Origin of the sequence: Pseudomonas sp. Irchel s3h9, assembly GCF_900187475.1 — a bacterium.
In the GTDB taxonomy this organism is placed as follows: domain Bacteria; phylum Pseudomonadota; class Gammaproteobacteria; order Pseudomonadales; family Pseudomonadaceae; genus Aquipseudomonas; species Aquipseudomonas neuropathica.
In genome coordinates, this window is record NZ_FYDH01000008.1 from 289,753 (window position 1) to 315,644 (window position 25,892).

The following is a 25,892-nucleotide window of genomic DNA, read 5'->3' on the forward strand; positions in this document are numbered from 1 at the left end:
ACCATTGGATGGCCTGCCATGTTGTGTGTATTCGAGGTGTTGCGGTGAGTGTCGAGCGGCGCAATGCCGACAGATTTGCCCTGCAAGTGATGATCGGCCTCTGCCTGATCTGGGGCGTGCAACAGGTGATGATCAAGTGGGCCGCAGCGGACATCGCGCCGGTGATGCAAGCGGCGGGGCGCTCGGGAATTTCCGCGTTGCTGGTCGGTTTGCTGATCTGCTGGAAAGGTGGCTGGGATCAGGTCGGTACGACCTGGCGTGGTGGCCTGCTGGCCGGTGCGCTGTTTGGTCTGGAGTTTTTTTTCATCGCCGAAGGCTTGCAACTGACCACTGCTGCGCACATGTCGGTGTTCCTCTACACCGCACCGATTTTCACCGCGTTGGGTGTGCACTTTCTGCTGGCCAGTGAGCGACTGCGGCCGCTGCAATGGCTTGGCATCCTGCTCGCCTTCATCGGCATCGCGATTGCCTTTGCCGGCGGTGTGTCGTGGGACAACCTCGACCGGCGCATGCTGCTCGGCGATGCCTTTGGCGTGTTGGCTGGCGCCTGTTGGGGCGCGACTACGGTGGTGGTGCGCGCATCACGGCTGTCGGAAGCACCGGTGACGCTGACCCTGTTCTATCAATTGATCGTCGGCTTCATCGGGCTGCTCTTGATTGCGCTGTTCAGCGGCCAGATCACCCACGTCAGCCTGACCACCGTGGCGGTGGCCAGCGTGTTGTTCCAGGGCCTAGTGGTATCGTTCTTCAGCTACCTGATCTGGTTCTGGTTGCTGCGCCGTTATCTGGCAGCCAACCTCGCGGTGTTTTCGTTCATGACGCCGCTGTTCGGCGTGACCTTTGGCGTGTTGCTGCTCGGCGAACAGTTGACTGTGAACTTCGTCGTTGGCGCTGTACTGGTGCTGCTCGGCATCACTTTTGTCAGCGCCGAGCAGTGGCTGCGTCGGCGTTTGCGCAAAGCGCTGGGCCAGCGCTAGTCGACTGCATCGCCAGACCGCCGGCAATCAACAATCCGCTGCCGGCGATGACCAATGCTGGCTGCAAACCGCCGCTGAAATGGCTGCTCAACGCCGCCAGCAACGGGCCGCTGAGTTGGCCGACGGCGAAGCACGCGGTGAGCATGCCGGCATTGCGTTGGGTGGCATGCGGCGCCAGTTCCCGCGAGCGTTGCATGACCAGTTGCATGCAGGCGAGGAACGGTGTGCCACAGAGGATCACGCCCAGTGCGAGGCCCAGGCCACTGCCGAGCAGGCAGGCAAAGACACCGGCCGCTTGCAGCCACAACGTCGCCATCAACCAGTGGCGCGTCGTTTCGGGATCGTGACGCCGTAGACTCACCAGCAACACGCCAAGCGCCGCAGCCAGACCGAAGCACGGCCAGAACAAGTCCGCCTGCCATTGTCCGTGAAACTGCTCATTGGCCATCTGCGACAGGAATGTCGCCGGAATGATGTAGCCGACGCCGTACAGCGCATAAATCACGGCCAGCCGCCCGATGCCGCGATTCGATGGATTGCTTGCCGCCACAGCAACTGCAGCCGTTGCGACGGGCTTAGGCAGCAGTCGCCATACGCTCAGCATCATCACCAACGCAGCCGCTGCGTAAATCAGCCACAACGTCGCGGAAGTCTGGTTGAGAAGATGTGAGACCAGTGCCAACAATCCTGTCAGAAAAATCCCTAAGCCCGGTCCGGCGAATACCAGTGCGCCCAAACGTGGACGACCCGCTGCCGCTGCCAACGGTTGGCTTAAAGCCGTAATCATCACCAGCACCCAGGCACTCGCCACCCCGGTGCCAAAGCGCAGCACCAGGTGCGACCAAAAACCATCGGCCCAGAACGATGCCAGGGTCAGCAGCACACAGAGCCACAAGCCACCGTGCAGGCGCCGCTGAACCTGCTGCGGGCGATGGGCGAACATCGCGTCCACCGCGCCGAGCAAGTAACCGAGGTAGTTGGCCGCTGCAATCAGACCAGCGGCTGTCAGGTCGATCTGACCTTCGCTGAGCAGGTGCGGCATTTGCGGGGTGAGAGCGAAACGTCCGATGCCCATGGCCATCATCAGGGCCACGAAGCAGGCAGATAAGCGAATAAGCGGCGACATGGTCGGAATTCCGTGAGGGCTTCAATGACCGTCAGGCTAGGACTGATTGACTTTCTTTAAAATTGAATAATAGTGAGTAACTTGTTCTGTTCTGGAGAAAGGTTGTGGAATTCAGCCAACTACGGATCTTCCAGGCCGTGGCCGAGGAAGGTTCCATCACCCGCGCTGCGGAACGCCTGCACCGCGTGCCATCGAATCTATCGACCCGGCTCAAGCAACTGGAGGAGCAGCTCGGTGTCGAGTTATTCGTCCGTGAGCGTCAGCGTTTGCAACTGTCGCCTGCAGGAAAAGTCCTGCTGGACTACACCGGCAAACTCTTCGCCCTGCGCGATCAGGCCAGTGCGGCGGTGATGGGCGGCAAACCCGCCGGTGACTTCGCTCTGGGCACCATGTACAGCACGGCGGCGATTCATCTGCCGGCGCTGCTGGCGCAGTATCACAAGCGCTATCCAGCGGTGAATCTGCAAGTGCAGTCAGCACCGAGTGGCGAGTTGCTGGAGGGGTTGCTCACCGGGCGCCTTGATGCCGCGTTGGTCGATGGCCCGCTGGAACTCGCCGGGCTCGACGGCGTGCCGTTGTGCGAGGAGCGGTTGGTGTTGATCACTGAAATCGATCATCCGCCGGTGCGCAGCGCGCGGGATGTTGAAGGGCGTTCGGTGTTCACCTTTCGTCGCGGCTGTTCCTACCGCATGCGCCTGGAGACGTGGTTTTCGCACTATCACGCGACTATGGGCCGGGCGATGGAGATCGAGTCGTATCAAGGCATGCTCGCCTGTGTGATTGCCGGCAGTGGCGTGGCGCTGATGTCGGAGTCGATGCTGGCCAGTCTGCCGGGGCGTGACAGCGTCGCGGTGCATCCATTGGCCGAGCCATTTGTGGGTGCGACAACGTGGCTCATGTGGCGCAAGGGCATGGTCGGCGCCAACCTCAATGCATGGATTGAGGTGCAGCAGGCTGTCTATCCTGCGGCTCAGATTGAAACCCGAGAAACAGCCTGAACCAATGGCGGCATATTCTGTTCAATTCAGTAACAGATCATTGCGGATTTGGCCGAGCATTACGTAGGACTTCGGACTATTATCAGTGCGAAGCGGCCTCAGAATTCCGGCCGCTCAGCACCACCCTGAAGGGGGCATGACGATGAAAGAGAAAATTCAAAACTGGCTGCACGACTTGGGTGTTGCCCTTGGCTTGATCGAACCGCCTCTGCAACCTGTCCCGATCCGCACCGATGACGAGCAGCGCCGCCGTCAACAACGGCGCCGGTAAGCCCCCCGATCCGAGATCAAAGGATTCAGATCAAGAGATCGCAGCCTGCGGCAGCTCCTGCACGGATTAATGCAGGAGCTGCCGCAGGCTGCGATCTTTTGCTTTTAATGACGGCCGATCTCCAGTAAAAACCGGCTCAAGTCATTCGCTGTCTTCGCGGTCTTGAGCATGCGGTCTTCCTCGGCGGTAAACGCCGTCAGGCCGAATTCATCTTCCAGATGAAAGATCAAATCTTCTATATCGGCTTTCTCCAGGCCCAGTTGCACCAGACTGGTGTTGTCGTTGAATTCGCGGGTTTCCAACAGACGCCGGATATATCGGTGCACGGCGGCACGCACGGCAGCTCTTCTCATGGCAGATATTTCTGATTGTTGTTGTGCTTGAGTGAAGCAGGCCTCAGGCGTGGCCGCGCAACCACTCGTCAATCATCGAGCGCAAATGCTCCCCGGAAAAACTACCGAAGTGCCCGCCATGCACCGTGCGAATCGGCAACGCCTGCAAACGTCGCAGACTGGTGGCGTAATCCTCAAGATTGGAGTGGTAGGCGTCTTCGATCAGCGGCCCGGCGTAGATGATGTCGCCGCTGAACAGCGTTTCAGTCGCCGCTTCATACAGGCTGATGCCGCCCGGCGAATGCCCCGGCGTGTGCAGCACCTGCAGCGTGCGATTGCCCAGATCGAGCACATCACCGTCCTCGACAAACCCGGTCGCCGGCGCGGCTTTGACCCGGTACTCGGCGTAGCACAACGGGCAATCCGGGTGCGCTTCGAACATGTCGTCGCCAACGAAAGCACGGCTCAAGTCGTTTTCGCCATCCGGCGCGGCCAGAATGTCCGCTTCGGCCGGATGCACCAGCCGTTCAGAAAATTCGTGATGCCCGGCGATATGGTCGAAGTGGCAATGACTGGCCACTGCCACCAGTGGCCGCTCGGTAATCCACGGCAACTGTTCGCGCAGGCTGACCAGTCCTGAGCCGCTGTCCAGCAGCAGGTCTTTGTCACGGCCCTGCACATGCCAGAGGTTGCAGCGGTAGAACGGGCGGATATACGGCTCGTGAATCAACCGAATGCCATCGCTCAGGTGCTGCACTTCAAACCACTGATCACGAGAAACGATCTTCATAAATCATTTTCTCCAGACGTAAAAAAACGGGTGTGGCAACCGACGCCACACCCGTCGAAGAAAGCATCAAGTCGTTACATCAGAGCTTAGATCGCGCTCGCCACGGTTGCCGGGCGAGGGGAGACCAGACTCACCACCACAAAACTCACCAGACCCACAGCCAGGCTGTAGTAGATCGGCGTATTGGCATCCAGACCGTCCTTGAACATGAACAGCAGTGCGGTGGCGAAACCCAGGCCCATGCTGGCGATGGCGCCGGCGGTGGTCGCGCGTTTCCAGAAAATCGCACCGATCAGCGGGACCAGCATGCCGCCCACCAACAGGTTATACGCCAGCGTCAGGGCGCTGATCACGTCATTTACCACCAGCGCGATACCCAGCACCACGACACCGGTCAGCAGAGTGAACAGGCGGTTGACGCCCAGGCTCGACTGTTTGCCGCCACGCAGCTTCGGCAGCAAGTCTTCAGTCAGCGTGGTGGCGGCGGCGAGCAGGCCGGCGCTGGCGGTGGACATCATCGCCGCGAGTGCAGCCGCGATCACCAGACCACGGATGCCGTCCGGCAGCGACAGTTTGACGATGGCGGCGAAGGCGTTGTTGACGTTGTCCAGATCCGGGATCAGCACGTGCGCAGCCATACCGATCAGCGCGCAGGCCAGGCCGTAGACGATGCAGTAGATGCCGGCGATGCTGCCTGCGTATTGCGCGACTTTGGCGGTCTTGACGGTGAACACCCGTTGCCAGATGTCCTGACCGATCAGGATGCCGAAGAAGTAGATCATGAAGTAGGTGATGATCGTGTCCCAGCCGATGGTGGTGAAGCTGAAGGCAGTCGCCGGCAGTTTCAGCACCAGTTCGTCCCAACCGCCGACGCGGTATAGGCAGATCGGCAACAGGATAAACATCAGGCCCACGGTCTTGATGATGAACTGGACGATGTCGGTGAGGGTCAGCGACCACATACCGCCGATCGCCGAGTAGATCACCACCACGCCACCACCGACGAGTACCGAAACCCAGAATGGCAGGTCAAACAGCACTTGCAGCACGGTGCCGATCGCCAGGATCGAGGTCACGCCGATCATCAGTGCGTAGGCCAGCATGATCGCCGCGCTCGCCGAGCGCGCCATCGGGTTGTAGCGTTTTTCCAAGACCTGGGTAACGGTGTAGATCTTCAGTTTCAGCAGCGGTTTGGCGAGGAACAGGTTCAGCGCAACGATGCCGCAACCCAGAGCCGCGCACAGCCAGAAACCGGAGATGCCATGCACGTAGCCCAGACGTACGGTGCCGACGGTGGACGCGCCACCCAGAACAGTCGCGGCCATGGTGCCCATGTACAGGCTCGGGCCGAGGTTTCGACCGGCAACGAGAAAGTCCTCGTTGGTCTTGGCCTTACGCATGCCGAAGTAGCCGAGCAAGAGCATGCCGGCGGCGTAGATGAGGACGACGAATAAATCCAAAGCCATGATGGCGTGTCTCCGATTGTCTTTTTTATGTTGAGGCCAAAATCATTTCCCTTGTAGGAGTGAGCCTGCTCGCGATAGCGGTCTGTCAGTCACATCTTTATTGGATGTGCTGAAGTCATCGCGAGCAGGCTCACTCCTACAGGGATCTTCGTCAGGCGGCCTGACGCAGTTGAGGTTTTACTGCGGCTTCACGCCGGGCATCCTTGGGGCCGAACACTTCGCGCGGTTCCGGGAACAGGCTCAGCAGCGTCAGGTACACCACCGAAGCCAGGCCCAGGGTCACCGGCAAACTGATGTCGATGCCGCCGGCCATTTCACCCAACGGGCCAACGAACTGCCCCGGCAGATTGACGAAGCACAAACCGACCACCGCGCTCGGGATCCATGCACCAAGACCGCGCCAGTTCCAGCCGTGGCTGAACCAGTAGCGTCCGCCCTGTTCGCCACGGGTGAACACTTGCAGGTCATCCGGGCAGTAGAAGCCGCGGCGCACCAACAGACCGATGATCATGATCACCATCCATGGCGTGGTGCAGGTGATGATCAGCACGGCGAAAGTCGACACGCTCTGCACCAGATTCGCCGCAAACCGGCCGATGAAGATGAAGGCAATCGACAGCACGCCGATCAGCAGTGTCGCTTTCACTCGCGACAGCACCCGCGGGAACACGCTGGACATGTCCAGCCCGGTGCCATACAGCGAAGTGGTGCCGGTGGACATGCCGCCGATCACCGCAATCAGGCACACCGGCAGGAAGAACCAGCTCGGCGACACCGCCAGCAAACCACCGACATAGTTGTTGGCCGCGATGTAGTCCGGCGCCTTGATCGCGACGATGGTCGCGGTGGCCAGGCCGAACAGGAACGGGATGAACGTGGCGATCTGCGACAGCACGACCGCTGCCATGATCCGTTGTTTGGAGGTGTCACGCGGGATGTAGCGCGACCAGTCGCCGAGGAACGCGCCGAAGGAAATCGGGTTGCTCATCGCCACCAGCGCAGCACCGATGAACGCGGCCCAGAAGCCCGGCTGACCTAGGCTCACCGTACCGGCGTAGTTCACATCGAAAGGACCGGCGAAGGCGAAGATGCCCAGCAGGAACAACAGGCTGGCGCTCCACACCGCGATCTTGTTCACCCACAGCAAAAAGCGGAAGCCGTAGATGCACACGGTCAGCACCAGAATCGCGAACAGACCGTAGGCCAGGCCCAGGGTCAGGTCGGTTTCCGGCAGACCGATCAGGCGTTTTGCACCGCCGATCAGCGCATCGCCCGAACTCCACACCGAGAGCGAGAAAAACGCGATAGCGGTCAACAGCGACAGGAACGAACCGACGATCCGCCCGTGCACGCCGAAGTGCGCACCGGACGACACGGCATTGTTGGTGCCGTTGAGCGGACCGAACAGACCCATCGGTGCGAGAATCAGCGAGCCAAGCAGCACGCCCGACACAATCGCCCAGACGCCGGCCTGAAAGGACAGACCGAACAGCACCGGGAAACTGCCGAGCACGGCGGTGGCAAAGGTATTCGAACCGCCGAAGATCATCCGGAACAAGTCCGTCGGGCCTGCGCTGCGTTCGTGGTCCGGGATCTGCTCGACCCCGTGGGTTTCAATCTGCGTAAGGCTTTGGTCGTTGTTGTTGTTATTCATGATCTGCTCCGATCATAAAGGCGCGCCTCATCGTGCGTGAGGCGTCACCTGTTTTGGCTAAGGGGATGGCAGCCCTTCCGGCATTGCGGACAAATGTTCGTGGCAGGCCAGCCAATGGCCTTGTTGTTCTAGGCTCGACGCTTGTTTCTTGAAAACAATCGTCTCGCGCTCCTGGCTGAAGTGTTGCTCCCCTTGCATGCGCAGCTCGGTGGCCACGTCATGGATGAAAATCGCCACATCACCTTGCAGGCTGACGAAGGCGTTGCTCGAGGTGCACGCAAGCACCTCGAAGCCATCCTCGGCGCGCCAGCTGTCCCACAAGGCCTGATAGGCATCGCGCGACAGCAGCGGCTGTTCGAGGGTATAGAAAACGAAACTCGCATCGGCGCTGAAGGCGCCGAAGTAAGCTTCGCGATCGTTACGGGCGAAGGCGGCCACCAGATCGGCGGCCGCTTGCAGAACCTGATCACGTTCGTTCATGACCCGACCCTCAGCGATGGACCACGCCAGGCAGTACGCAGAGCATTTCGTACAGCAGGTTGGCGGCCAGCAGCGAGGTGTTGCCGGTGGTGTCATAAGCGGGCGAGACTTCTACCAGATCGCAACCGATCAGGTCGAGGCCTTGGCAGCCGCGAACGATTTCAATCGCCTGAATGGTCGTCAGACCACCGATTTCCGGGGTGCCGGTGCCCGGTGCCCAGGCCGGATCGATGCCGTCGATGTCGAAGCTCAGATACACCGGACCACCGCCGACTTTCTCACGCACTTCGGCCATCAGCGGCGCCAGCGACTTGTGCCAGCACTCTTCGGCCTGAACCACGCGGAAGCCCTGATCGCGGCTCCAGTTGAAGTCGTCCGCGGTGTAACCCTGCGCGCGCAGACCAATTTGCACCACGCGGTCGCAGTCCAGAAGGCCTTCTTCGACGGCGCGACGGAAGGTCGTACCGTGGGCGATCTTCTCGCCGAACATGTGATCGTTGACGTCAGCGTGGGCATCGATGTGCACCAGACCGACCTTGCCGTGCTTTTTATGAATCGCCCGCAGGATCGGCAGGGTGATGGTGTGGTCGCCACCCAGGGTCATCGGGATCACGTTGTGCTCGAGGATGTTGTCGTAGGCTTCTTCGATGATGCGCACGGCGTCGAGCAGGTTGAAGGTGTTGATCGCCACGTCACCAATATCGGCGACCGACAGTGAGTCGAACGGCGCAGCGCCGGTGGCCATGTTGTAGGGGCGGATCATCACTGATTCGGTGCGGATGTCGCGTGGCCCGAAGCGGGTACCGGGGCGCAGCGAAGTACCGATGTCCAGGGGCACGCCAACAAAGGCAGCGTCCAGGCCGGCAGCGGTCGGTACATGGGGGAGTCGGAGCATGGTGGCGATGCCGCCGAAGCGCGGCATTTCGTTGCCGCCCAGTGGTTGGTGAAGAATCTTGTCCACGGGTAAGGCCTCATCGTCTTTGTTTTATTTATGTCGGCGCGCCGTGGAGCACAGGTTCGGGCGCCGCTGTGGGGCCGATGATGCGAAATGTAGTGAGGGGAAAGAATCGCTACGGGCAAAAACTTAGTTCAGATTTTTCTAAACTAATGCCAGACTTCCACACCTGCTCGTTCCCATGCTCCGCGTGGGAATGCATCTACGGACGCTCCGCGTCCAGCCGTACTCGCAGGTGACGCAGAGCGTCACGGGCTGCATTCCCACGCAGAGCGTGGGAACGATCCTTGGAGTAGACATGGCCAACGCTTTACCCGACCTGAAACTATTACGCATTTTCGTCAGCGTGGTCCGTCATCAGGGTTTCGCTAACGCACAACAGGAACTCAACCTGTCGACCTCGGCGATCAGCACCTACATGAGCCAGCTCGAAGCCGCGCTCGGCCTGGTGCTGTGCCATCGCGGGCGCGGCGGGTTCAGCCTGACCAGCAAGGGTGAGCTGTTCCATCAGGAAACCCTGCGCCTGCTCGCCGAACTCGAAGGTTTCGAGCAATACGCCGCGGCGCTCAAGGGCGAACTGCGCGGCACACTCAACCTCGGCGTGATCGACTCCACCGTCAGCGACAAGGCCTTGCCGTTCGCCGAAGCCATCGGCGCCTACAGTCAGGAACACCCGGCGGTGCATTTGCATCTGTCGGTGATGAGCCCGTACGAACTGCAACTCGGCGTGCAGGACAACCGTCTCGATCTGGCCATCGGTGCGTTTTCCACGCGCATGAGCGGCCTGATCTACATGCCGCTGTACCGCGAGCAGCACTGGTTGTATTGCAGCAGTCGCCATCCGTTATTCAACGAGCGGCGGATTCCCGAGCAAGTCATCACCCAGCAACGTATGGTCGGGCGCGGTTACTGGAGTCAGGCGGAACTCGCACGGCACGGTTTCAAACACAGCGCCGCGACGGTGGAAAGCATGGAGGCACAGCTGATTCTGGTGCTGTCCGGTGCCTACATCGGTTATTTGCCGGAGCACTACGCTCAGGCCTGGGCCGACAAGGGTGACCTGCGCGTGTTGCTGCCGGCGACCTTCGGTTATCAGGCACCGTTTTCGATGATCATGCGCCGGGGCCGTAGCCGTGAACCGCTGATCCAGACCTTCCGCGATTTGCTCAAAGCACAGCTCAATCAGGCTTAGCTTGTAGGGAAAAGAAGTATGTCCAGACCTCAATGCCCGCGCTGCCTGCGCCCCCAAACCCATTGCCTGTGCCCGCTGATCCCGAGCCTCGACAGTCGCACGCGGGTGTTGCTGTTGCAGCATCCGAGCGAGGTTCATCACGCGTTGAATACCGCGCGTCTGGCAGCGCTGGGGTTGAGCAATGCCGAGCTGATCGTCGGTGAGGTGTTCGAGGATTTGCCGGCGCTGTTGAACCGCCCGGGGTATCAGGCGCGGTTGTTGTTTCCGGCCGATGACGCGCAGCCGATGCAGGCTTACGGTGAGTCCGAGGAACCGTTGTTGCTGGTGGTGCCGGATGGCACCTGGCGCAAGGCGCGCAAGATGTTGCACCTCAATCCGTTGCTGGCGGCGCTGCCACGGGTGACGCTGGCCGAGGGCGGGGTGTCGCGGTATCGCTTGCGCAAGGCTCCGGGGCCGGGGGCGTTGTCGACCATCGAGGCGATTGTGCAGGCGTTGCAAACGCTGGAGGCGCCGGCTTCATTCGAGCCTTTGCTCAAGCCGTTCGAGGCGTTGATCGAGGGGCAGATTGCGGCGATGGGCGAGGAGACCTTCCAGCGTAACCATGGCGACAAATGATCGTTCCCACGCCGAGCGTGGGAACGATCATTGGCTAGCGTTCGCGCATCGCCTCGGTCCGCGCTTTCAACACTGGCTTGAGCAGGTAATCCAGGACACTTTTTTCCCCGGTAATAATGTCCACCGTCGCCACCATCCCCGGAATAATCAGCAACGGTTTCACATCCCCGCCCAAATGGTTTTTATCGGTGCGCACCTGAATCAGATAAAAGCTGTTGCCCTTGTCATCGGTAATCGTGTCGGCACCGATCAGCTCCAGTTTGGCACTCAGTCCGCCGTAGATCGTGTAGTCGTAGGCACTGAACTTGACCATGGCTTTCTGGCCCGGATGCAGGAACGCGACATCCTGCGGCCGCACTTTGGCCTCGATCAACAGGTTGTCTTCCAACGGTACGATTTCAACCATGTCGCTGCCCGGCTGAACCACGCCGCCGATGGTGTTGACCTTCAATTGCTTGATCACCCCGTGCACCGGAGAGGTCACCGTCGTGCGGGTGACGCGGTCGTCGATGGCGATGCTGGTGGCGGTGATTTTCGACAGGTCGGTGCGTTTCTCATTCAGCTCTTTCGCCGCTTCCGAACGGAAAGTTTGTTCCGACTCGTCGATCTTGCTGCGGATCTCGGCAATCGCCGATTCGGCGCGGGGGATCGCCAGCGTCGTCGCGTTCAATGAGCCGCGGATTTCTACCGCGCTGCGCTTGAGTCGGAGGATTTCCACAGGTGACACCGCACCGGTTTTCACCAGCGGCTCGGACATGTTCATTTCTTGCTGCAGCAACGCCAGACTTGAGCTGAACTGACCCTGCTTGGAGCGAAACTCGGCGAGTTCCTGAGTCTTCTGCCGCAGTTGTTCGCTGAGCGTGCGCTGCTCGCTGGCCAGCCGGCGCTGACGTTGTTCATACAGCGAGCGCTCGTCTTCGGCGACTTGCGGGGCTTTGGCGATCACTTCATCGGAGAGCTTGAACGGCCGACCTTCGGCCTCCGCCGACAGCCGTTCGACCTGCGCCGTCAGCGCATAACGATCCGCCTCGCTTTCGCCCTTGTTCGAGCGAAAGCGCGTGTCATCCAGACGCAGCAGGGTATCGCCTTTGTTCACCATCTGCCCTTCACGTACAAAGATTTCGGTGACGATGCCGCCCTCAAGGTTCTGGATCACCTGAATCTTGCTCGAAGGAATCGCCTTGCCTTCGCCCATGGTCACTTCTTCGAGCACGGCGAATTTGGCCCAGACCACCGCGCTGATCAGCAGCGCCGCCGCCAGCCACACGGTGATCCGCGACCAGCGCGGCGAATCCTGTAACGAGGCACCGGCGGTTTCCGGCATGAATTCGGCTTCGGCGCTTTTACCGAAACTGTCGAAGTAGCCGCGCTCTTTGCTATCGGTGGAAGCAGACATGGGGCAACTCCTAAACCGCCGCCGAGCCGACACGGCCCTTGCGCAGTGCATCGATGACCGCTTCTTTCGGGCCGTCGGCGACGACCCGGCCGTTGTCCAGCACCAGCAAGCGGTCCACCAGACTCAGCATTGAAGTGCGGTGGGTGACCAGCAGCAGTGTCTTGCCTTGCACCCAGCCGTGCAGCTTCTGCCGCAGTAAGTCCTCGCTGCTGTTGTCCATGGCGCTGGTGGGTTCGTCGAGCAGCATGATCGGCGGGTCGAGCAGCAGCGACCGTGCGAGCAAAACGGCCTGACGTTGGCCGCCGGAAAGCAATTGCCCGCGCTCGCCCACCGGCCGGTCGAAACCTTGCGGATGCTGGCGGGCAAGTTCGGTAACGCCGGTCAGTTCGGCGACTTCGAGCATCCGCGCATCGCTGATGTAGCGTGCGCCGAGGGTCAGGTTGTCACGCAGGCTGCCGGCCAGCAGCGGCAGATCGTGAGCGACGTAGCCGATCTGCTGGCGCAGGTCAGCGACATCGAGTTGGCGCAGGTCGAGACCGTCAAGCAACAGTTGGCCTTCTTCGGGTTCATAGAAACCCATGACCAATCGCGCCAAGGTGCTTTTGCCCGAACCGCTGCGGCCGATGATGCCGACCCGTTCACCGGGTTTCAGGCTGAAGCTGACATTGCTCAGTGCCGGCGCATTCTGGCCGTTGTAGTGAAAGGTCACGCCGCTGACGTCGAGCGCGCCTTGCAGTTGCGTGCGCTCCAGCGGCCGCTGCTTGCCGTCGCGTTCCTGCGGTAAGGCCATCAGCGCATCGGTGCTTTTCATGGTCAGTTGCGCTTGCTGATAGCGGGTGATCAGCCCGGCAATCTGCCCCAGCGGCGCTAGTACACGGCTGCCGAGCATGTAACTGGCAACCAGCGCACCGACGCTGAGGTTTCCAGCGATGATGCTGTAGACCCCGGCGACAATGGTCGCCATCCCCGAGAATTGTTGAATGAACAATGTGCCGTTAGTGGCCAGCGCCGACAGATTGCGTGCGTGGCTGTCGAGGCGGGTGAGGGCGCCGTGGGTGCTTTCCCATTTGTGCTGGCGCTCGCTTTCGGCGCTGCAGGCCTTGAGGGTTTCCAGGCCGCCGAGGGTTTCGATCAGTACCGCCTGACGTTCGGCGCCGAGGCTCAGGCTCTTTTGCACGGTGTCACGCAGACGTACCTGAATGATCATCGCGAAGATAATGGTGATCGGAAACGCCAGCAGCGGAATCACCACCAGCCAGCCGCCGAGCAGGCCGATCACCACCAGCATCAGCACGACGAAGGGCAGGTCGATCAGGCTGGTCAGGGTCACCGCTGTGAGGAATTCGCGCAGGCCCTGGAAGTCATGAATGCTCTGGGCGAAACCGCCGATGGTCGCCGGCCGTGCCTTCATCGACATGCCGGTGATGCGCTCGAACAAAGTCGCGGAAAGGATCACATCGGTTTTCTTGCCGGCGGTATCCAGCAGGTGCGCGCGCACCACGCGTAACACCAGTTCGAAACCGGTGCCGATCAACAGCCCGATCGACAGCACCCACAGTGTCGACGTGGCCTGATTCGGCACCACACGGTCGTAGGTTTGCATAACGAACAGCGGCACCATCAGGCCTAAAAGGTTGATCAGGAAACTGGCGAGAATCGCATCGCTATACAACCATTTCGACAGCTTCAGGGTGTCGCGAAACCACGCATGTACCCGTGGCACCAGCGGCGAGCGCAGGTCTTCGAGTTCGTGGCGCGGACGGGCGAACAAAGCCTGGCCGCTGTAGTGCTCGCTGAGTTCTTCGCGGCTGATCCATTGCTCGCCGCCATCGGCTTCGCTGGGCAGGATCAGCGCTTTGCCGTCGTCGCCGAAGCGCCGTAAAACTGCAGTGCGACCGTCGTTGAGCAGCAGCAGAATCGGCAGATTGAGTGGTGAGATGTCTTTCAGATCACGGCGCAGAATCCGTGCCTGCAACCCGGCACGGGCGGCGGCGCGGGGCAGCAGGTCCAGACTCAGGCGTTGCTTGTTCAGCGGCAGGCCGGCACTCAGGCTGGCGCGACTGACCGTCGCGCCATGCAGTTTGCAGAGGATCAACAGACCGTCGAGTAACGGATCATCGAAGCTCAGCCGCGGATCGATCCCGGTGTGGCCGGGTTCCATGCTGGTCATATTGATCGCTCCCCTGTTACCGCTTCATTGATCGTTCCCACGCTCTGCGTGGGAATGCCTCTAGGGACGCTCTGCGTCCAGTGACGCGGAGCGTCACGGGCTGCATTCCCACGCGGAGCGTGGGAACGATCAGGGCAAAGCTGACTCCTGCGTTGGTTATTTCAGTTCGGGCAGGCGCGCTTCGTTTTTCACTTCGGTCGCGGCGATCGCATCGGCCGGCAGCACCACCCGTTGTTTGCTCAGCAACTGGCCCATGTTCGCCAGCACGCGGTACATCGAATACTCCTCGGTGTAGCGGATTTCGGTGTAGCGACGGTTGGCGTTGTAGAGCTCGTTCTCACTGTCGAGCAAGTCGAGCAGGGTGCGTTGGCCCAGGCCGAACTGATCCTGATACGCCGCGCGTACACGTTTGGTGGTTTCCGCGTATTCGCGGGCGGTCGGGGTCTGTTTCTTCGCGTTTTCCATGGCGTTCCACGCCAGGCGAATGTTCTCGTTGAGTTGACGCAGGGCGTTGTTGCGGATGTCCATTGCCTGATTGATCTGGTGCGCATCGGAGGCCAGGCGCGCCTTGTCGCTGCCGCCACGGAACAGGTTGTAGTTCATCACCACACCCACGCGCCATTCGTTGTCGTGGCCTTCATCGCCTTGCACATTGTTGTTCGCGCCGACGGCCGCTTCCGCGTCGAAGCGTGGATAGAACGGCGACTTGGCGACTTCGTACTGGCTCTCGGCCGATTGCACGTCAGCCTGGGCGGACTTCAGATACGGGTTGTTGTCGACCATGCTCTGCTGGGCTTCACGCAATTCGGTCGGCAGTTCGCCACGGGTTGAGGCCGGGGTTTCCAGCTCATCGGGCATGCGCCCGACCACGCTGTAGAAGTTGGCTTCGGCGTCAGACAGATCGACTTCGGCGGTGTCGAGGTTGTTCTGTGCCAAGGCCTTACGAGCGACCGATTGATCGGAGTCAGCGGTGCTGCCGACGCCACGCTCGGTGCGCAGGCCGATCTGATCGTTGACGCGCAAATGCGCCTGCAGGTTATTGCGGGCCAGGGTCACCAGTTCACGACGCTTGAGCACTTCGAGGTAGACCTCAATGGTGCGCAGAGCCAGATCCTGGGCAGTGCCTTGCGCGTAGTACGCGCGCGAATTGGACACGCCTTTGGTGCGTTCGACTTCGTTGGCGGTGTTGAAACCGTCGAACAGCATCTGCCGCAGGCGCAGCTCGGACTGGGTGTAATTGAGGATTTCGGTGTGGTGATTACCGAAGGCCCGGGTGTTGGTGTTGTCGCTGTAGCCGCGGCCATAGGCGGCGTTCAAATCGACGGACGGATAGAAGCCGCCCTTCGCGACTTTGACTTGTTCATCAGCCGACAGGCGCGCGTCCACGCGCGAGGCCAGTTCCGGGTGAGTGGCGATGGTGCTTTGAATGGCCTCGGTGAGGTTCATGGCCTGGGCTTGAGAAGTGCAAGCCATGGCCAGCAAAACCGCGCTGCAGAGGGGGGTTAGAACGCGCATGGGTGCATCTCCCTGAGTCCTGATGGTGTGTTACTGTCGCCAAATATTTGACGATATTTTTAGGTGTAGGCGTTTCACTCTTGTAACAACAGAGCTAAGAACATCCTGAAGCGTAGCTAAGAAAAAATTTTCATAAGGCTTATGCCGAAAAAAACTTATGCGCTTTGTAAAAACCGGCACATTGTTCAGCATGAAAGCCTTTGTTTTATGCGCTTTAGGGAGCGCAAAAAGGCTTGAGGAAAGTTCCACTCACTTTGCGACATACGGCGAAGTAATGCTGAAGGGGAGGGACGCGTAGCGGTTGATGAGCGACATTTTTTTGTCACTCAAGTGATTCACCACCGTTACGTAGCGTTAGTGGGCGTATGGCTTTGATCAGGATGCGGAAGTGCTTGATAGCACTGATGTTTCCGAAAGAGGCCGCCTGCGAAACGAACTGTCGAGGGTGCGAGCGTCCCCTCCGACAACCCGATTGAGCCATGGGCTGCTTCGCTTACCAGTGCCGACGGCGGTCGGCAGCGGAGGATTTCACATGGCAACGCTCATCGGGATAGTCACCAAAGTCATTGGCCAGGTTTTCGCCCAGTCAGCCGACGGCACTAAGCGCGCACTGGTTGAGGGGGATCGCCTGGTAGCAGGTGATCAACTGATTACTGGCGCGGAAGGCGCGGTGGCGGTGAAGCTGGAAAACGGCAAGGAACTGACCCTCGGACGCGGCAGCAGCATGACCATGACCGGTGAAATGCTGGCGGGTCAGGCGGCGCATGTAAATGCCGCTGAGGCAGTGACCCCGAGCGACGCGCAATTGACCGACGTTGAGCAGATCCAGAAAGCCATCGCCGCCGGTGACGACCCGAGCCAAACCGCTGAAGCCACCGCGGCCGGTCCGAATGCCCCGGGCGGCGCACCGGGAGAGGCGGGCGGCGGCCACAGTTTTGTCCTGCTGACGGAAGTTGGCGGACGTGTTGACCCGATCATCGGTTTCCCCACCGCTGGGTTCGGCGGTATTCCCGAATTCCCTGAAGAACGCCATAACGCGGTGATCGACAACGGCGATGACACCCCGGCAGTCGTAGTGCCGCCTCCGGTGAACAATCCGGTGACCCTCACTGGTCTGAACGTGGCTGGCGGCGAGCTGAACGTCAATGAGGCCAATCTGCCCGGCGGTTCTGCGGCCAACCCTGGCGCACTGACGCAAAACGGCAGCTTCACCGTCTCGGCGCCGGACGGTCTGACCAGCCTGAGCATCGGCGGCATCAACGTAATCATCGGCGGTGTGCCGATCGGCTTCCCGCAATCAATCACCACGCAACTGGGCAACACCCTGACCGTCACTGGTTACAACTCGGCGACCGGCGTGGTCAGTTACAGCTACACCCTCAACGGCAATGAAAACCACGCGGCCGGCGATGGCGCGAATAATCTCAGCGAACAGTTCACCGTGATTGCCGGCGACAGCAATGGCGACACCGCGACCGGCACGCTCGACGTTAATATCACCGACGACGTGCCCAAAGCCTTTGATGACAGCAATGGCACGGCGACTGAAACGCAGCTGACACTGACCGGCAACGTGTTGACTAACGATGTGCAGGGGGCTGATCGCGTGCCCACCGGGCCAGTCACCCCAGGCACATTCACTGGCACTTACGGCACCTTGGTGCTGAACGCCGACGGCACGTACACCTACACGCTGAACACCAGCGATGCCGACTTCAAGAACCTGCACGGCGGCGGCAATGGCACGGAAACCTTCGCCTACACCATCACCGATTCCGACGGTGATACCAGCACCGCCAACCTCGTCCTGCAGATCCACAACAATGATGATCCGGTGGTTATCAATGGCTTGAATGTCGAAGGCGGCGAGCTGACGGTTTACGAGAAAAACCTCAGTGACGGCAGTGCACCGGACGCCACCGCACTGACCCAGAACGGTACCTTCACCATCACTGCACTCGATGGCGTGACGAGCCTGACTGTCGGCGGCATTGCCGTCGTCACCAACGGTGTAGCGGCAGGTTTCCCGCAATCAATCACCACACCCTTGGGCAGCACGCTGACGATTACCGGGTTCAATGCCGCAACGGGCGCGGTCAGTTACAGCTACACCCTGGTCGACAACGAGGCGCATCCAACCGCCAACGGCGCAAACAATCTGCCTGAGCAGTTCGCCGTCACGGTGATCGACGATAACGGCACCACCGCCAATGGCACGCTGGACGTGAACATCGTCGACGATGTTCCCCAAGCGGTTGACGACACCAATGGCACCGCTTCGGAAACCCTGCTGACCCTGACCGGCAACGTCCTGACCAACGATGTGCAAGGCGCCGACCGCGTGTCCACCGGACCGGTTACCCCGGGCACTTTCACCGGGACTTACGGCACCTTGGTACTGAATGCCAACGGCACGTACACCTATACGCTGAACACCAGCGACGCGGACTTCAAAAATCTGCACGGCGGCGGCAACGGCACAGAGACCTTCGCCTACACCATCACCGATGCAGACGGCGATACCAGCACCGCCAACCTCGTTCTGCAGATCCACAACAATGACGATCCGGTGATCATCAACGGCCTCGACGTGAATGGCGGTGAACTCACCGTCTACGAGAAAAACCTCACTGACGGCAGCGCACCGGATTCCACCGCGTTGACCCAAAGCGGCACGTTCACCATCACCGCACTCGACGGCGTGACGACCCTGACTGTCGGTGGCATCGCCGTGGTCACCAATGGTGTAGCCGCAGGCTTTCCGCAATCCGTGACCACGCCATTGGGCAGCACACTGACCATCACCGGTTTCAACGCCACCACCGGCGTGGTCAGCTACAGCTACACCCTGGTCGACAACGAAGCGCATCCAATCGCCAATGGCGCAAATAACCTGCCTGAGCAGTTCGCCGTTACCGTGGTGGATGACAACGGCACCACCGCCAATGCCACCCTCGACGTAAACATCGTCGATGATCTGCCCAAAGCCGTGGATGACAGCAACGCAGGCACCGCGTCGGAAACTCTGCTGACCCTGACCGGCAACGTGCTGACCAACGATGTGCAAGGTGCTGACCGCGTACCCACCGGACCAGTGACCCCGGGGACATTCACCGGCACTTACGGCACCTTGGTTTTGAACGCCGACGGCACGTACACCTACACTCTCAATACCAGCGATGCCGATTTCAAAAATCTGCACGGCGGCGGCAATGGCACAGACACCTTCGCCTACACCATCACCGACGCAGACGGCGACACCAGCACCGCCAACCTCGTTTTGCAAATCCACAATAACGACGATCCGGTGATCATCAACGGCCTCGACGTCAACGGCGGCGAACTCAGCGTTTACGAGAAAAATCTCAGCGACGGCAGTGCACCGGATTCCACTGCGCTGACCCAGAGCGGCACGTTCACCATCACCGCACTCGATGGCGTGACGACCCTGACTGTCGGTGGCATCGCCGTCGTCACCAACGGTGTAGCCGCAGGTTTCCCACAATCGGTGACCACTCCGTTGGGCAGCACACTGACCATCACCGGTTTCAACGCGGCTACCGGCGTGGTCAGCTACAGCTACACCTTGGTCGACAACGAAGCCCACCCAACCGCCAACGGCGCGAACAATCTGCCTGAGCAGTTCGCCGTTACCGTGGTCGATGACAACGGCACCACTGCCAACGCCACACTCGACGTGAACATCGTCGATGACTTGCCGAAAGCCGTGGATGACAGCAACGCCGGCACCGCGTCGGAAACCTTGCTGACTCTGACCGGCAACGTCCTGACCAACGATGTGCAAGGCGCCGATCGTGTACCGACCGGGCCGGTAACCCCGGGCACTTTCACCGGGACCTACGGCACCTTGGTGCTCAACGCCAACGGCACGTACACCTACACGCTGAACACCAACGATGCCGATTTCAAAAACCTGCACGGCGGTGGCAACGGCACGGAAACCTTCGCTTACATCATTACCGATGCCGACGGCGATACCAGCACCGCGAACCTAGTGCTGAACATCCACAACAATGACGATCAGGTCTACCTCAACGGCCTCGACGTCAACGGCGGCGAACTCACCGTCTACGAGAAAAATCTCAGTGACGGCACCAGCCCCGACACTCCCGCGTTGACCCAGAGCGGCACCTTCACCGTCACCGCCCTCGACGGTCTGCAAACCCTGACTGTGGGCGGCATCAACGTGGTCACCGGTGGCGTAGCCGCAGGCTTCCCGCAATCGATCGTCACGCCGCTCGGCAGCACGTTGACCATCACCGGTTACAACCCGGCCACCGGCGTGGTGAGTTACAGCTATACCTTGGTCGACAACGAAACCCATCCGAATGCCAACGGTGCCAACAGCATCACCGAGAACTTCAATGTCGTTGCCAGCGACACCGATGGCAGCACGGCCACCGGCCAGATCAACGTCAATATCGTCGATGATTTGCCCAGCGCCCATCCTGACGCCGCGTCGGTGGCGGAGGGCGGCACGGTCAGCGGCAATGTTCTGAACAATGACATCGGCGGCGCCGACGGCCCGGCGGTGACTGGTGCAGTGGTCGGCGTGCGTGCAGGCGCCGACACCTCGACTTCGGCCATCGGCGGCCTCAACAGCAACATTAACGGCACCTACGGCTACCTGACCCTGGACGCCAACGGCAACGCGGTCTACCACAGCAATCCGAATGCGGTGAACGGGCCGGGCGCAATGGATGTGTTCACCTACACCGTGCGCGATTCCGACGGTGATGAAAGCACCACCACCATCACCATCGATGTCGCCAACAGCAAACTGTGCGCGACCAGCGACACCGACGTCTCCGTCTACGAGAAAGCACTGGACCTGACCAAGGACGGCGCGGATCTGGCTCCCGGGACAGTCACTGGCAGCGACCCGACCAGCACCGGCGAAACCGCGTCCGGCACACTGGTCGGCTCGGTCACCGGGGCGGTCGGCGCGATCAGCTATGCGCTGGTCGGCAGCGCCACCGGCAATTACGGGCAGATCGTCCTCAACCCCAACGGCACGTACACCTACACCCTGACATCGCCGGCGAGCACCACGCCGCATGCCGACGACGGCGCCAACACCCTGAGCGAAACCTTCACCTATCAGGCCACTGATTCACTGGGCAACATCGTCACCAGCACCATTGTTGTCAGCATCGTCGATGACGTGCCGAAAGCGGTGAACGACAGCAACGCCAACAGCGCCTCGGAAACCCAGCTGACCCTGACCGGCAATGTGCTGACCAACGATGTGCAAGGCGCCGATGTGGTCGCGACCGGACCGAATGCCGGGCCGATCACCGCCGGCACGTTCACCGGCACTTACGGCACGCTGTTGCTCAACGCCAACGGCACGTACACCTACACGCTGAACCCCAACGATGCCGACTTCAAAAACCTGCACGGCGGCGGTAACGGCAGCGAGACGTTCACCTACACCCTGACCGATGCCGACGGCGACACCAGTACCGCCAACCTGGTGCTGAACATCCACAACAACGACGATCCGGTGCTGCTCAACGGCCTTGACGTAAATGGCGGCGAACTCACCGTTTACGAGAAAAACCTCAGCGACGGCACCAGCCCCGACACCCCGGCACTGACCCAGAGCGGCACCTTTACCGTCACCGCGCTCGATGGCTTGCAAACCCTCACCGTTGGGGGCATTGCCGTGGTCACCAATGGTGTCGCCGCAGGCTTCCCGCAATCCGTCGTCTCGCCGCTGGGCAGCACCTTCACCGTCACCGGTTACAACCCAGCGACCGGTGTTGTGAGTTACAGCTACACCCTGGTCGACAACGAAACCCACCCGAATGCCAACGGTGCCAACAGCCTCACCGAGAACTTCAACGTGGTGGCGACGGACACCGATGGCAGCACTGCCAATGGTCAGATCAACGTCAATATCATCGATGATCTGCCGACCGCCAAACCCGACACCGGCTCGGTGGCCGAGGGCGGAACGGTCAATGTCAGTGTGCTCGGCAATGACATCAGCGGTGCCGATGGCGCCGCCACTGTGGTCGGCGTGCGCGCCGGCAGCAACACCGGCACTTCGGCCATCGGCGGCCTCAACAGCAACATCAATGGCAACTTCGGTTACCTGACCCTCGATGCGGCGGGCAACGCCGTCTATCACAGCAACCCGAACTCGGTGAGTCCACCGGGCGCCACCGACACCTTCACCTACACCGTCCGCGACAGCGACGGCGATGAAAGCACCACGACCATCACCATCAACGTCGCCGACAGCAAACTGGTGGCCTCGGTCGATCAGGACGTCACGGTCTATGAGAAAGCTCTCGATCTGAGCAAGGACGGTCAGGATCTGGCCGCCGGCACGGTGACTGGAAGCGATCCCACCAACACTGGTGAAACCGCCACCGGCACGCTGGTCGGGGCGGTTACCGGCGGCACCGGCGCGATCAACTACACCCTGGTCGGCAGCGCAACCGGCAGCTACGGGCAGATCCAGCTCAACGCCGACGGCACTTACACCTACACGCTGACATCGGCGCCGAAAACCTCGCCGAGCGCCAACGACGGGGCGAACACTCTCAGCGAAAGCTTCACCTACAAAGCCACCGATGCACTGGGCAACAGCACCACCAGCACCCTTGTGGTGAACATCGTCGATGACGTACCAAAAGCCGTGGCCTCGGATCGTTCGGTGGCGGCAGTGGAGATCGATTCGAACCTGCTCATCGTTCTCGACATCTCCGGCAGTATGGCTGACGCCTCCGGTGTGCCGGGCCTGTCGCGACTGGCGCTGGCCAAGCAGGCAATCAGTGCCTTGCTCGACAAGTACGACGACCTCGGCGACGTCAAAGTCCAGCTCGTCACCTTCAGCAGCAACGCCACCGACCGAACCTCGGTATGGGTCGATGTGGCGACCGCGAAGACGATTCTCGCCGGCCTGACGGCGGGTGGCGGCACCAACTACGACGCCGCGGTGGCGGTCATGCAAACCGCGTTCAATACCTCGGGCAAACTCACCGGGGCACAGAACGTCGGTTACTTCTTCTCCGACGGCAAACCCAACGAAGGCGACATCAACGCCGCTGACGAAGCCGCGCTGAAAAACTTCCTCGATGCCAACAACATCAAGAACTACGCGATCGGCCTCGGCAGCGGCGTGAGCAACGCCAACCTCGACCCGCTGGCCTATGACGGCATCAGTCACACCAACACCAATGCGGTGGTGGTCACCGATCTCAACCAGCTCAATTCGGTACTGTCGGGCACCGTACAGGGCGCGCCGGTCACCGGTTCGTTACTGGGCGAGGGCGGCACCTTCGGCGCCGATGGCGGCTTCATCAAATCCATCGTGGTTGACGGCACCACTTACACCTACGATCCGAAAGCTCTCAGCGGCCAAGGCTCGCTGACGCCAAGCGGCGGCACCAATCACGGGACGTTCAACACCGTGAACAACACGCTGAGCATCGCCACCAATAACGGCGGCACACTGCTGATCAACCTCGATACCGGCGACTACACCTACACCTCGCAGAAAACCACCGCTGTGGTCATCACCGAGAACATCGGCTTTACCGTCAGCGACAACGACGGCGATCTCGCCAGTTCGACGCTGACCGTGAAAGTCATCCCCAACGCGCCGCCGGTGGCGGTGGACGACCACGTCATCACCAACGTGCTGTCGGGCAACATTGTGGTGCCGGGCGAACTGCTGCTGGCCAATGACACCGATCCGAACGGCGATACGCTCAATGCCACGCCCACCAGTTTCAACACCGGCTGGGTCTCGAAAGCGGCGGACTTCACCGGCACCGGGGCGATCAACTTCACCGGCACCAACGTCAACACCGCCGCCAACCAGAACCTGGCCAACGTGCGTAATTCGTTCAGTGCCAACGCCGCGACCATGACTGCCGTACTGGTGGTCAGTGGCTATCTCGGTGCAGTGACCAACAGCAACGCCAACGATGAAGACCGCATCACCGTCAACCTGCGCCAGGGCGAAACCCTCAACCTCGATCACAACCTGGCGGCCGGTCACGTCACCATGGAGTACTCGATCAACGGTGGCGCCTACACAACCCTGGCGGACGGGCAAACCCTCACCGCGTCGGCCGATGGCGTCTATCAGATCCACATCACCAACATCACCAATCCCACCGGCGGCGGTAACCCCAACGCGGCGGAAAACTATCAGCTGACCATGACCCTCAACTACGCCGGGGCGCACGACATCACCCCGGACTTCCACGGCAGCTACACCGCCAACGACAACCACGGCGGCAGCGACACGGCCAACGTGAGCATCAGCTATCAGGACGGCCACACCCTCACCGGTACCTCGGGGGATGACGTGCTGGTGGCCGGCAGCGGCGACAACATCATCAACGCCGGCGACGGCAACGATGTGCTCACCGCAGGCTCGGGCAACAACGAGCTGCACGGCGGCGCCGGTAACGACTTGCTCTACAGCGGCCCGGGCAATGATCTGCTCGACGGCGGCACGGGCAGCGACACCGCCAGTTATGCCCATGCCACGGCCGGGGTCACGGTCAACCTCGGCCTGCTCGGTGCGCAAAACACCCTTGGCGCGGGGACGGACACCCTGACCGGCATCGAAAATCTCGTCGGCTCGAACTTCAACGACACCCTGACCGGCGACAACAATAACAACGTGATCAACGGTGGCCTCGGTAACGACATCCTCAACGGTGGCGGCGGTGACGACCTGCTGATTGGTGGCATGGGCAACAACACCCTGACCGGCGGGGCAGGGGCCGACACCTTCCAGTGGCTCAAGGGCAACAGCGGCCACGACCTGATCACCGACTTCACCCCCGGCACCGACAAGCTCGATTTGTCACAACTGCTGCAAGGTGAAAACGGCACCACCGCCTCACTGGATGACTACCTGCACTTCACCGTCACCGGCAGCGGCGCCTCGGTGCTCACCAGCATCGACGTCAGCGCCATGGCCGGTGCAACGCCGAACCAGACCATTGACCTGGCCGGCGTCAATCTGGCCAGCCACTACGGCGTCACGCCGGGCGCGGGCGGGGTGGTGGCCGGCGGGCATGACACGGCGACGATCATCAGCGGCATGCTGAATGATCATTCGTTGAAGGTGGATACGGTGTAAGCGGCTTTTGATTCGGGCCTGAAACGAAAAAAACCGCCGTCCCGGTTGATGGGGCGGCGGGTTTTTTCTGTCTGATGGTATGGCGTTGCTCATTCGTGATCGTTCCCACGCTCTGCGTGGGAATGCAGCCCAGGACGCTCCGCGTCCCCTCCAGAGCCGAACGCAGAGCGTCCGAAGAGGCATTCCCACGCAGAGCGTGGGAACGATCGGTTGTCTGGCCTACTGCGGCAACTCCAGATCATCCATCACCCGATTCACCGCCAACTCCCCGAGCATGATCAATTGCGCGATCCCCAACAGCGTCCTGCGCTGCGACGCGGGTATGAGGTGGGCGAAGTCATGGGCGATGGTTCTGGCTGAGGCGAGTGTTTCGCTGGCATCGGCCAGCAGTTCTTCATTTTTGAAGTCTGCGGTCACGGCGTACATCCGGCGGGTTTTTCGGGGCGGAGGGGGGGAGCCGGGTGGGCAGAGGTAATGATCGAGGGCGCGTTCGGCGGCGTCGTTGAGCTTTTTTGAATCGAGGGATTCGTAGGGTGAGGCGAGATCGGTTTCGGGCGGGTTGGGTGTTGGTTTGATCATGGTGAAGCTCCTACAGGTGAGGCCACCAAAACCTGTCGCTAAACAAGAAAGGGTGGCGGCTGGACGCAGGTTAGCGAACCGGGTGTAGGCGCCCGGCAGACCCGAAGGTCTCCCACGCACAGCCGCCATGACATCAACTGCAGACAGATCGTTTGCAATGAGTTTTGGAGCGCTGGTGCGCCTACACAGATTCGGGTCGCTAAACCCGATCGCTGAATGAGTCAGCGACCGACCAACAAT

Annotated in this window: 17 protein-coding genes; 6 read left to right on the forward strand and 11 right to left on the reverse strand. The window is 60.9% G+C overall.

The genetic code is table 11. From position 1 onward, the window contains the following. Positions 1–44 precede the first annotated feature (44 nt). A complete protein-coding gene (locus CKW26_RS15835) occupies positions 45–977 on the forward strand; it encodes a DMT family transporter (RefSeq protein ID WP_095049295.1) in 933 nt (310 codons plus the stop codon). Here the strand turns inward: CKW26_RS15835 and CKW26_RS15840 are convergent. Beyond that, on the reverse strand, positions 922–2,103 hold the full coding sequence (locus CKW26_RS15840; RefSeq protein ID WP_095049296.1) for an MFS transporter: 1,182 nt from the start codon (positions 2,101–2,103) through the stop codon (positions 922–924). The two genes, CKW26_RS15835 and CKW26_RS15840, sit on opposite strands and share 56 nt — an antisense overlap. A gap of 104 nt (positions 2,104–2,207) precedes the next feature. Here CKW26_RS15840 and CKW26_RS15845 point away from each other — a divergent pair, with 104 nt between their 5' ends. Both CKW26_RS15845 and CKW26_RS30280 read left to right on the forward strand, forming a co-directional pair. Next, positions 2,208–3,101, forward strand: coding sequence for a LysR family transcriptional regulator (locus CKW26_RS15845; protein WP_095049297.1), 894 nt, complete (start codon positions 2,208–2,210; stop codon positions 3,099–3,101). A gap of 142 nt (positions 3,102–3,243) precedes the next feature. Further along, on the forward strand, positions 3,244–3,372 hold the full coding sequence (locus tag CKW26_RS30280; protein WP_007914492.1) for a PA1414 family protein: 129 nt from the start codon (positions 3,244–3,246) through the stop codon (positions 3,370–3,372). 104 nt (positions 3,373–3,476) lie between these two features. Here CKW26_RS30280 and CKW26_RS15850 read toward each other — a convergent pair whose 3' ends face one another. The 6 genes from CKW26_RS15850 to speB form a co-directional block, all read right to left on the reverse strand. Further along, a complete protein-coding gene (locus CKW26_RS15850; protein ID WP_034153223.1) occupies positions 3,477–3,725 on the reverse strand; it encodes a phosphopantetheine-containing protein in 249 nt (82 codons plus the stop codon). Between the two features lie 43 nt (positions 3,726–3,768). Next, positions 3,769–4,494 carry an MBL fold metallo-hydrolase gene (locus tag CKW26_RS15855; protein ID WP_095049298.1) on the reverse strand — a complete coding sequence of 242 codons (726 nt, stop codon included), beginning with the start codon at positions 4,492–4,494 and terminating at the stop codon, positions 3,769–3,771. 86 nt (positions 4,495–4,580) lie between these two features. Beyond that, positions 4,581–5,960: a sodium:solute symporter gene (locus CKW26_RS15860; RefSeq protein ID WP_095049299.1), complete on the reverse strand. Its 1,380-nt coding sequence runs from the start codon at positions 5,958–5,960 to the stop codon at positions 4,581–4,583. 151 nt (positions 5,961–6,111) lie between these two features. Continuing rightward, a complete protein-coding gene (locus tag CKW26_RS15865) occupies positions 6,112–7,614 on the reverse strand; it encodes a cytosine permease (protein ID WP_095049300.1) in 1,503 nt (500 codons plus the stop codon). A gap of 57 nt (positions 7,615–7,671) precedes the next feature. Further along, positions 7,672–8,094 (reverse strand): nuclear transport factor 2 family protein, encoded by a 423-nt coding sequence (locus CKW26_RS15870; RefSeq protein ID WP_064119611.1) that lies wholly within the window; start codon positions 8,092–8,094, stop codon positions 7,672–7,674. A gap of 10 nt (positions 8,095–8,104) precedes the next feature. Then, entirely contained in the window at positions 8,105–9,055 is a 951-nt protein-coding gene (speB, locus tag CKW26_RS15875; RefSeq protein ID WP_003222717.1) for an agmatinase, read from the reverse strand. 292 nt (positions 9,056–9,347) lie between these two features. On the opposite strand from speB, the gene CKW26_RS15880 reads away from it, so the two are divergent. Together CKW26_RS15880 and CKW26_RS15885 are read left to right on the forward strand one after the other, a co-directional pair. Then, positions 9,348–10,241 carry a LysR family transcriptional regulator gene (locus CKW26_RS15880; protein ID WP_007914510.1) on the forward strand — a complete coding sequence of 298 codons (894 nt, stop codon included), beginning with the start codon at positions 9,348–9,350 and terminating at the stop codon, positions 10,239–10,241. 18 nt (positions 10,242–10,259) lie between these two features. Next, the gene (locus CKW26_RS15885) at positions 10,260–10,856 is read left to right on the forward strand and encodes a tRNA-uridine aminocarboxypropyltransferase (protein ID WP_095049301.1); all 597 of its coding nucleotides are present in this window, start codon (positions 10,260–10,262) and stop codon (positions 10,854–10,856) included. Between the two features lie 34 nt (positions 10,857–10,890). Here the strand turns inward: CKW26_RS15885 and CKW26_RS15890 are convergent, their stop codons facing one another. The 3 genes from CKW26_RS15890 to CKW26_RS15900 all read right to left on the reverse strand — a co-directional run bounded on the left by CKW26_RS15890 (position 10,891) and on the right by CKW26_RS15900 (position 15,937). Next, positions 10,891–12,252: an HlyD family type I secretion periplasmic adaptor subunit gene (locus CKW26_RS15890; protein ID WP_095049302.1), complete on the reverse strand. Its 1,362-nt coding sequence runs from the start codon at positions 12,250–12,252 to the stop codon at positions 10,891–10,893. Between the two features lie 10 nt (positions 12,253–12,262). Next, positions 12,263–14,422: a type I secretion system permease/ATPase gene (locus CKW26_RS15895; RefSeq protein ID WP_095049303.1), complete on the reverse strand. Its 2,160-nt coding sequence runs from the start codon at positions 14,420–14,422 to the stop codon at positions 12,263–12,265. 156 nt (positions 14,423–14,578) lie between these two features. Further along, positions 14,579–15,937: a TolC family outer membrane protein gene (locus tag CKW26_RS15900; protein ID WP_095049304.1), complete on the reverse strand. Its 1,359-nt coding sequence runs from the start codon at positions 15,935–15,937 to the stop codon at positions 14,579–14,581. A 532-nt stretch (positions 15,938–16,469) separates the two neighbouring features. Here CKW26_RS15900 and CKW26_RS15905 point away from each other — a divergent pair. Next, on the forward strand, positions 16,470–25,073 hold the full coding sequence (locus tag CKW26_RS15905) for a retention module-containing protein (RefSeq protein ID WP_095049305.1): 8,604 nt from the start codon (positions 16,470–16,472) through the stop codon (positions 25,071–25,073). 219 nt (positions 25,074–25,292) lie between these two features. Here CKW26_RS15905 and CKW26_RS15910 read toward each other — a convergent pair whose 3' ends face one another. Continuing rightward, positions 25,293–25,652, reverse strand: a complete 360-nt coding sequence (locus tag CKW26_RS15910) for a DUF6124 family protein (RefSeq protein WP_095049306.1) — start codon at positions 25,650–25,652, stop codon at positions 25,293–25,295. Between the last annotated feature and the right edge of the window lie 240 nt (positions 25,653–25,892).

Coding starts and splice junctions, on each gene's coding strand:
- CKW26_RS15840 (WP_095049296.1), bottom strand. CDS start 2,103: ATGTCGCCGCTTATTCGCTTATCTGCCTGCTTCGTGGCCCTGATGATG.
- CKW26_RS15855 (WP_095049298.1), bottom strand. CDS start 4,494: ATGAAGATCGTTTCTCGTGATCAGTGGTTTGAAGTGCAGCACCTGAGC.
- CKW26_RS15890 (WP_095049302.1), bottom strand. CDS start 12,252: ATGTCTGCTTCCACCGATAGCAAAGAGCGCGGCTACTTCGACAGTTTC.
- CKW26_RS15865 (WP_095049300.1), bottom strand. CDS start 7,614: ATGAATAACAACAACAACGACCAAAGCCTTACGCAGATTGAAACCCAC.
- CKW26_RS15860 (WP_095049299.1), bottom strand. CDS start 5,960: ATGGCTTTGGATTTATTCGTCGTCCTCATCTACGCCGCCGGCATGCTC.
- CKW26_RS15905 (WP_095049305.1), top strand. CDS start 16,470: ATGGCAACGCTCATCGGGATAGTCACCAAAGTCATTGGCCAGGTTTTC.
- CKW26_RS15895 (WP_095049303.1), bottom strand. CDS start 14,422: ATGACCAGCATGGAACCCGGCCACACCGGGATCGATCCGCGGCTGAGC.
- CKW26_RS30280 (WP_007914492.1), top strand. CDS start 3,244: ATGAAAGAGAAAATTCAAAACTGGCTGCACGACTTGGGTGTTGCCCTT.
- CKW26_RS15850 (WP_034153223.1), bottom strand. CDS start 3,725: ATGAGAAGAGCTGCCGTGCGTGCCGCCGTGCACCGATATATCCGGCGT.
- CKW26_RS15885 (WP_095049301.1), top strand. CDS start 10,260: ATGTCCAGACCTCAATGCCCGCGCTGCCTGCGCCCCCAAACCCATTGC.
- CKW26_RS15870 (WP_064119611.1), bottom strand. CDS start 8,094: ATGAACGAACGTGATCAGGTTCTGCAAGCGGCCGCCGATCTGGTGGCC.
- CKW26_RS15880 (WP_007914510.1), top strand. CDS start 9,348: ATGGCCAACGCTTTACCCGACCTGAAACTATTACGCATTTTCGTCAGC.
- CKW26_RS15910 (WP_095049306.1), bottom strand. CDS start 25,652: ATGATCAAACCAACACCCAACCCGCCCGAAACCGATCTCGCCTCACCC.
- CKW26_RS15900 (WP_095049304.1), bottom strand. CDS start 15,937: ATGCGCGTTCTAACCCCCCTCTGCAGCGCGGTTTTGCTGGCCATGGCT.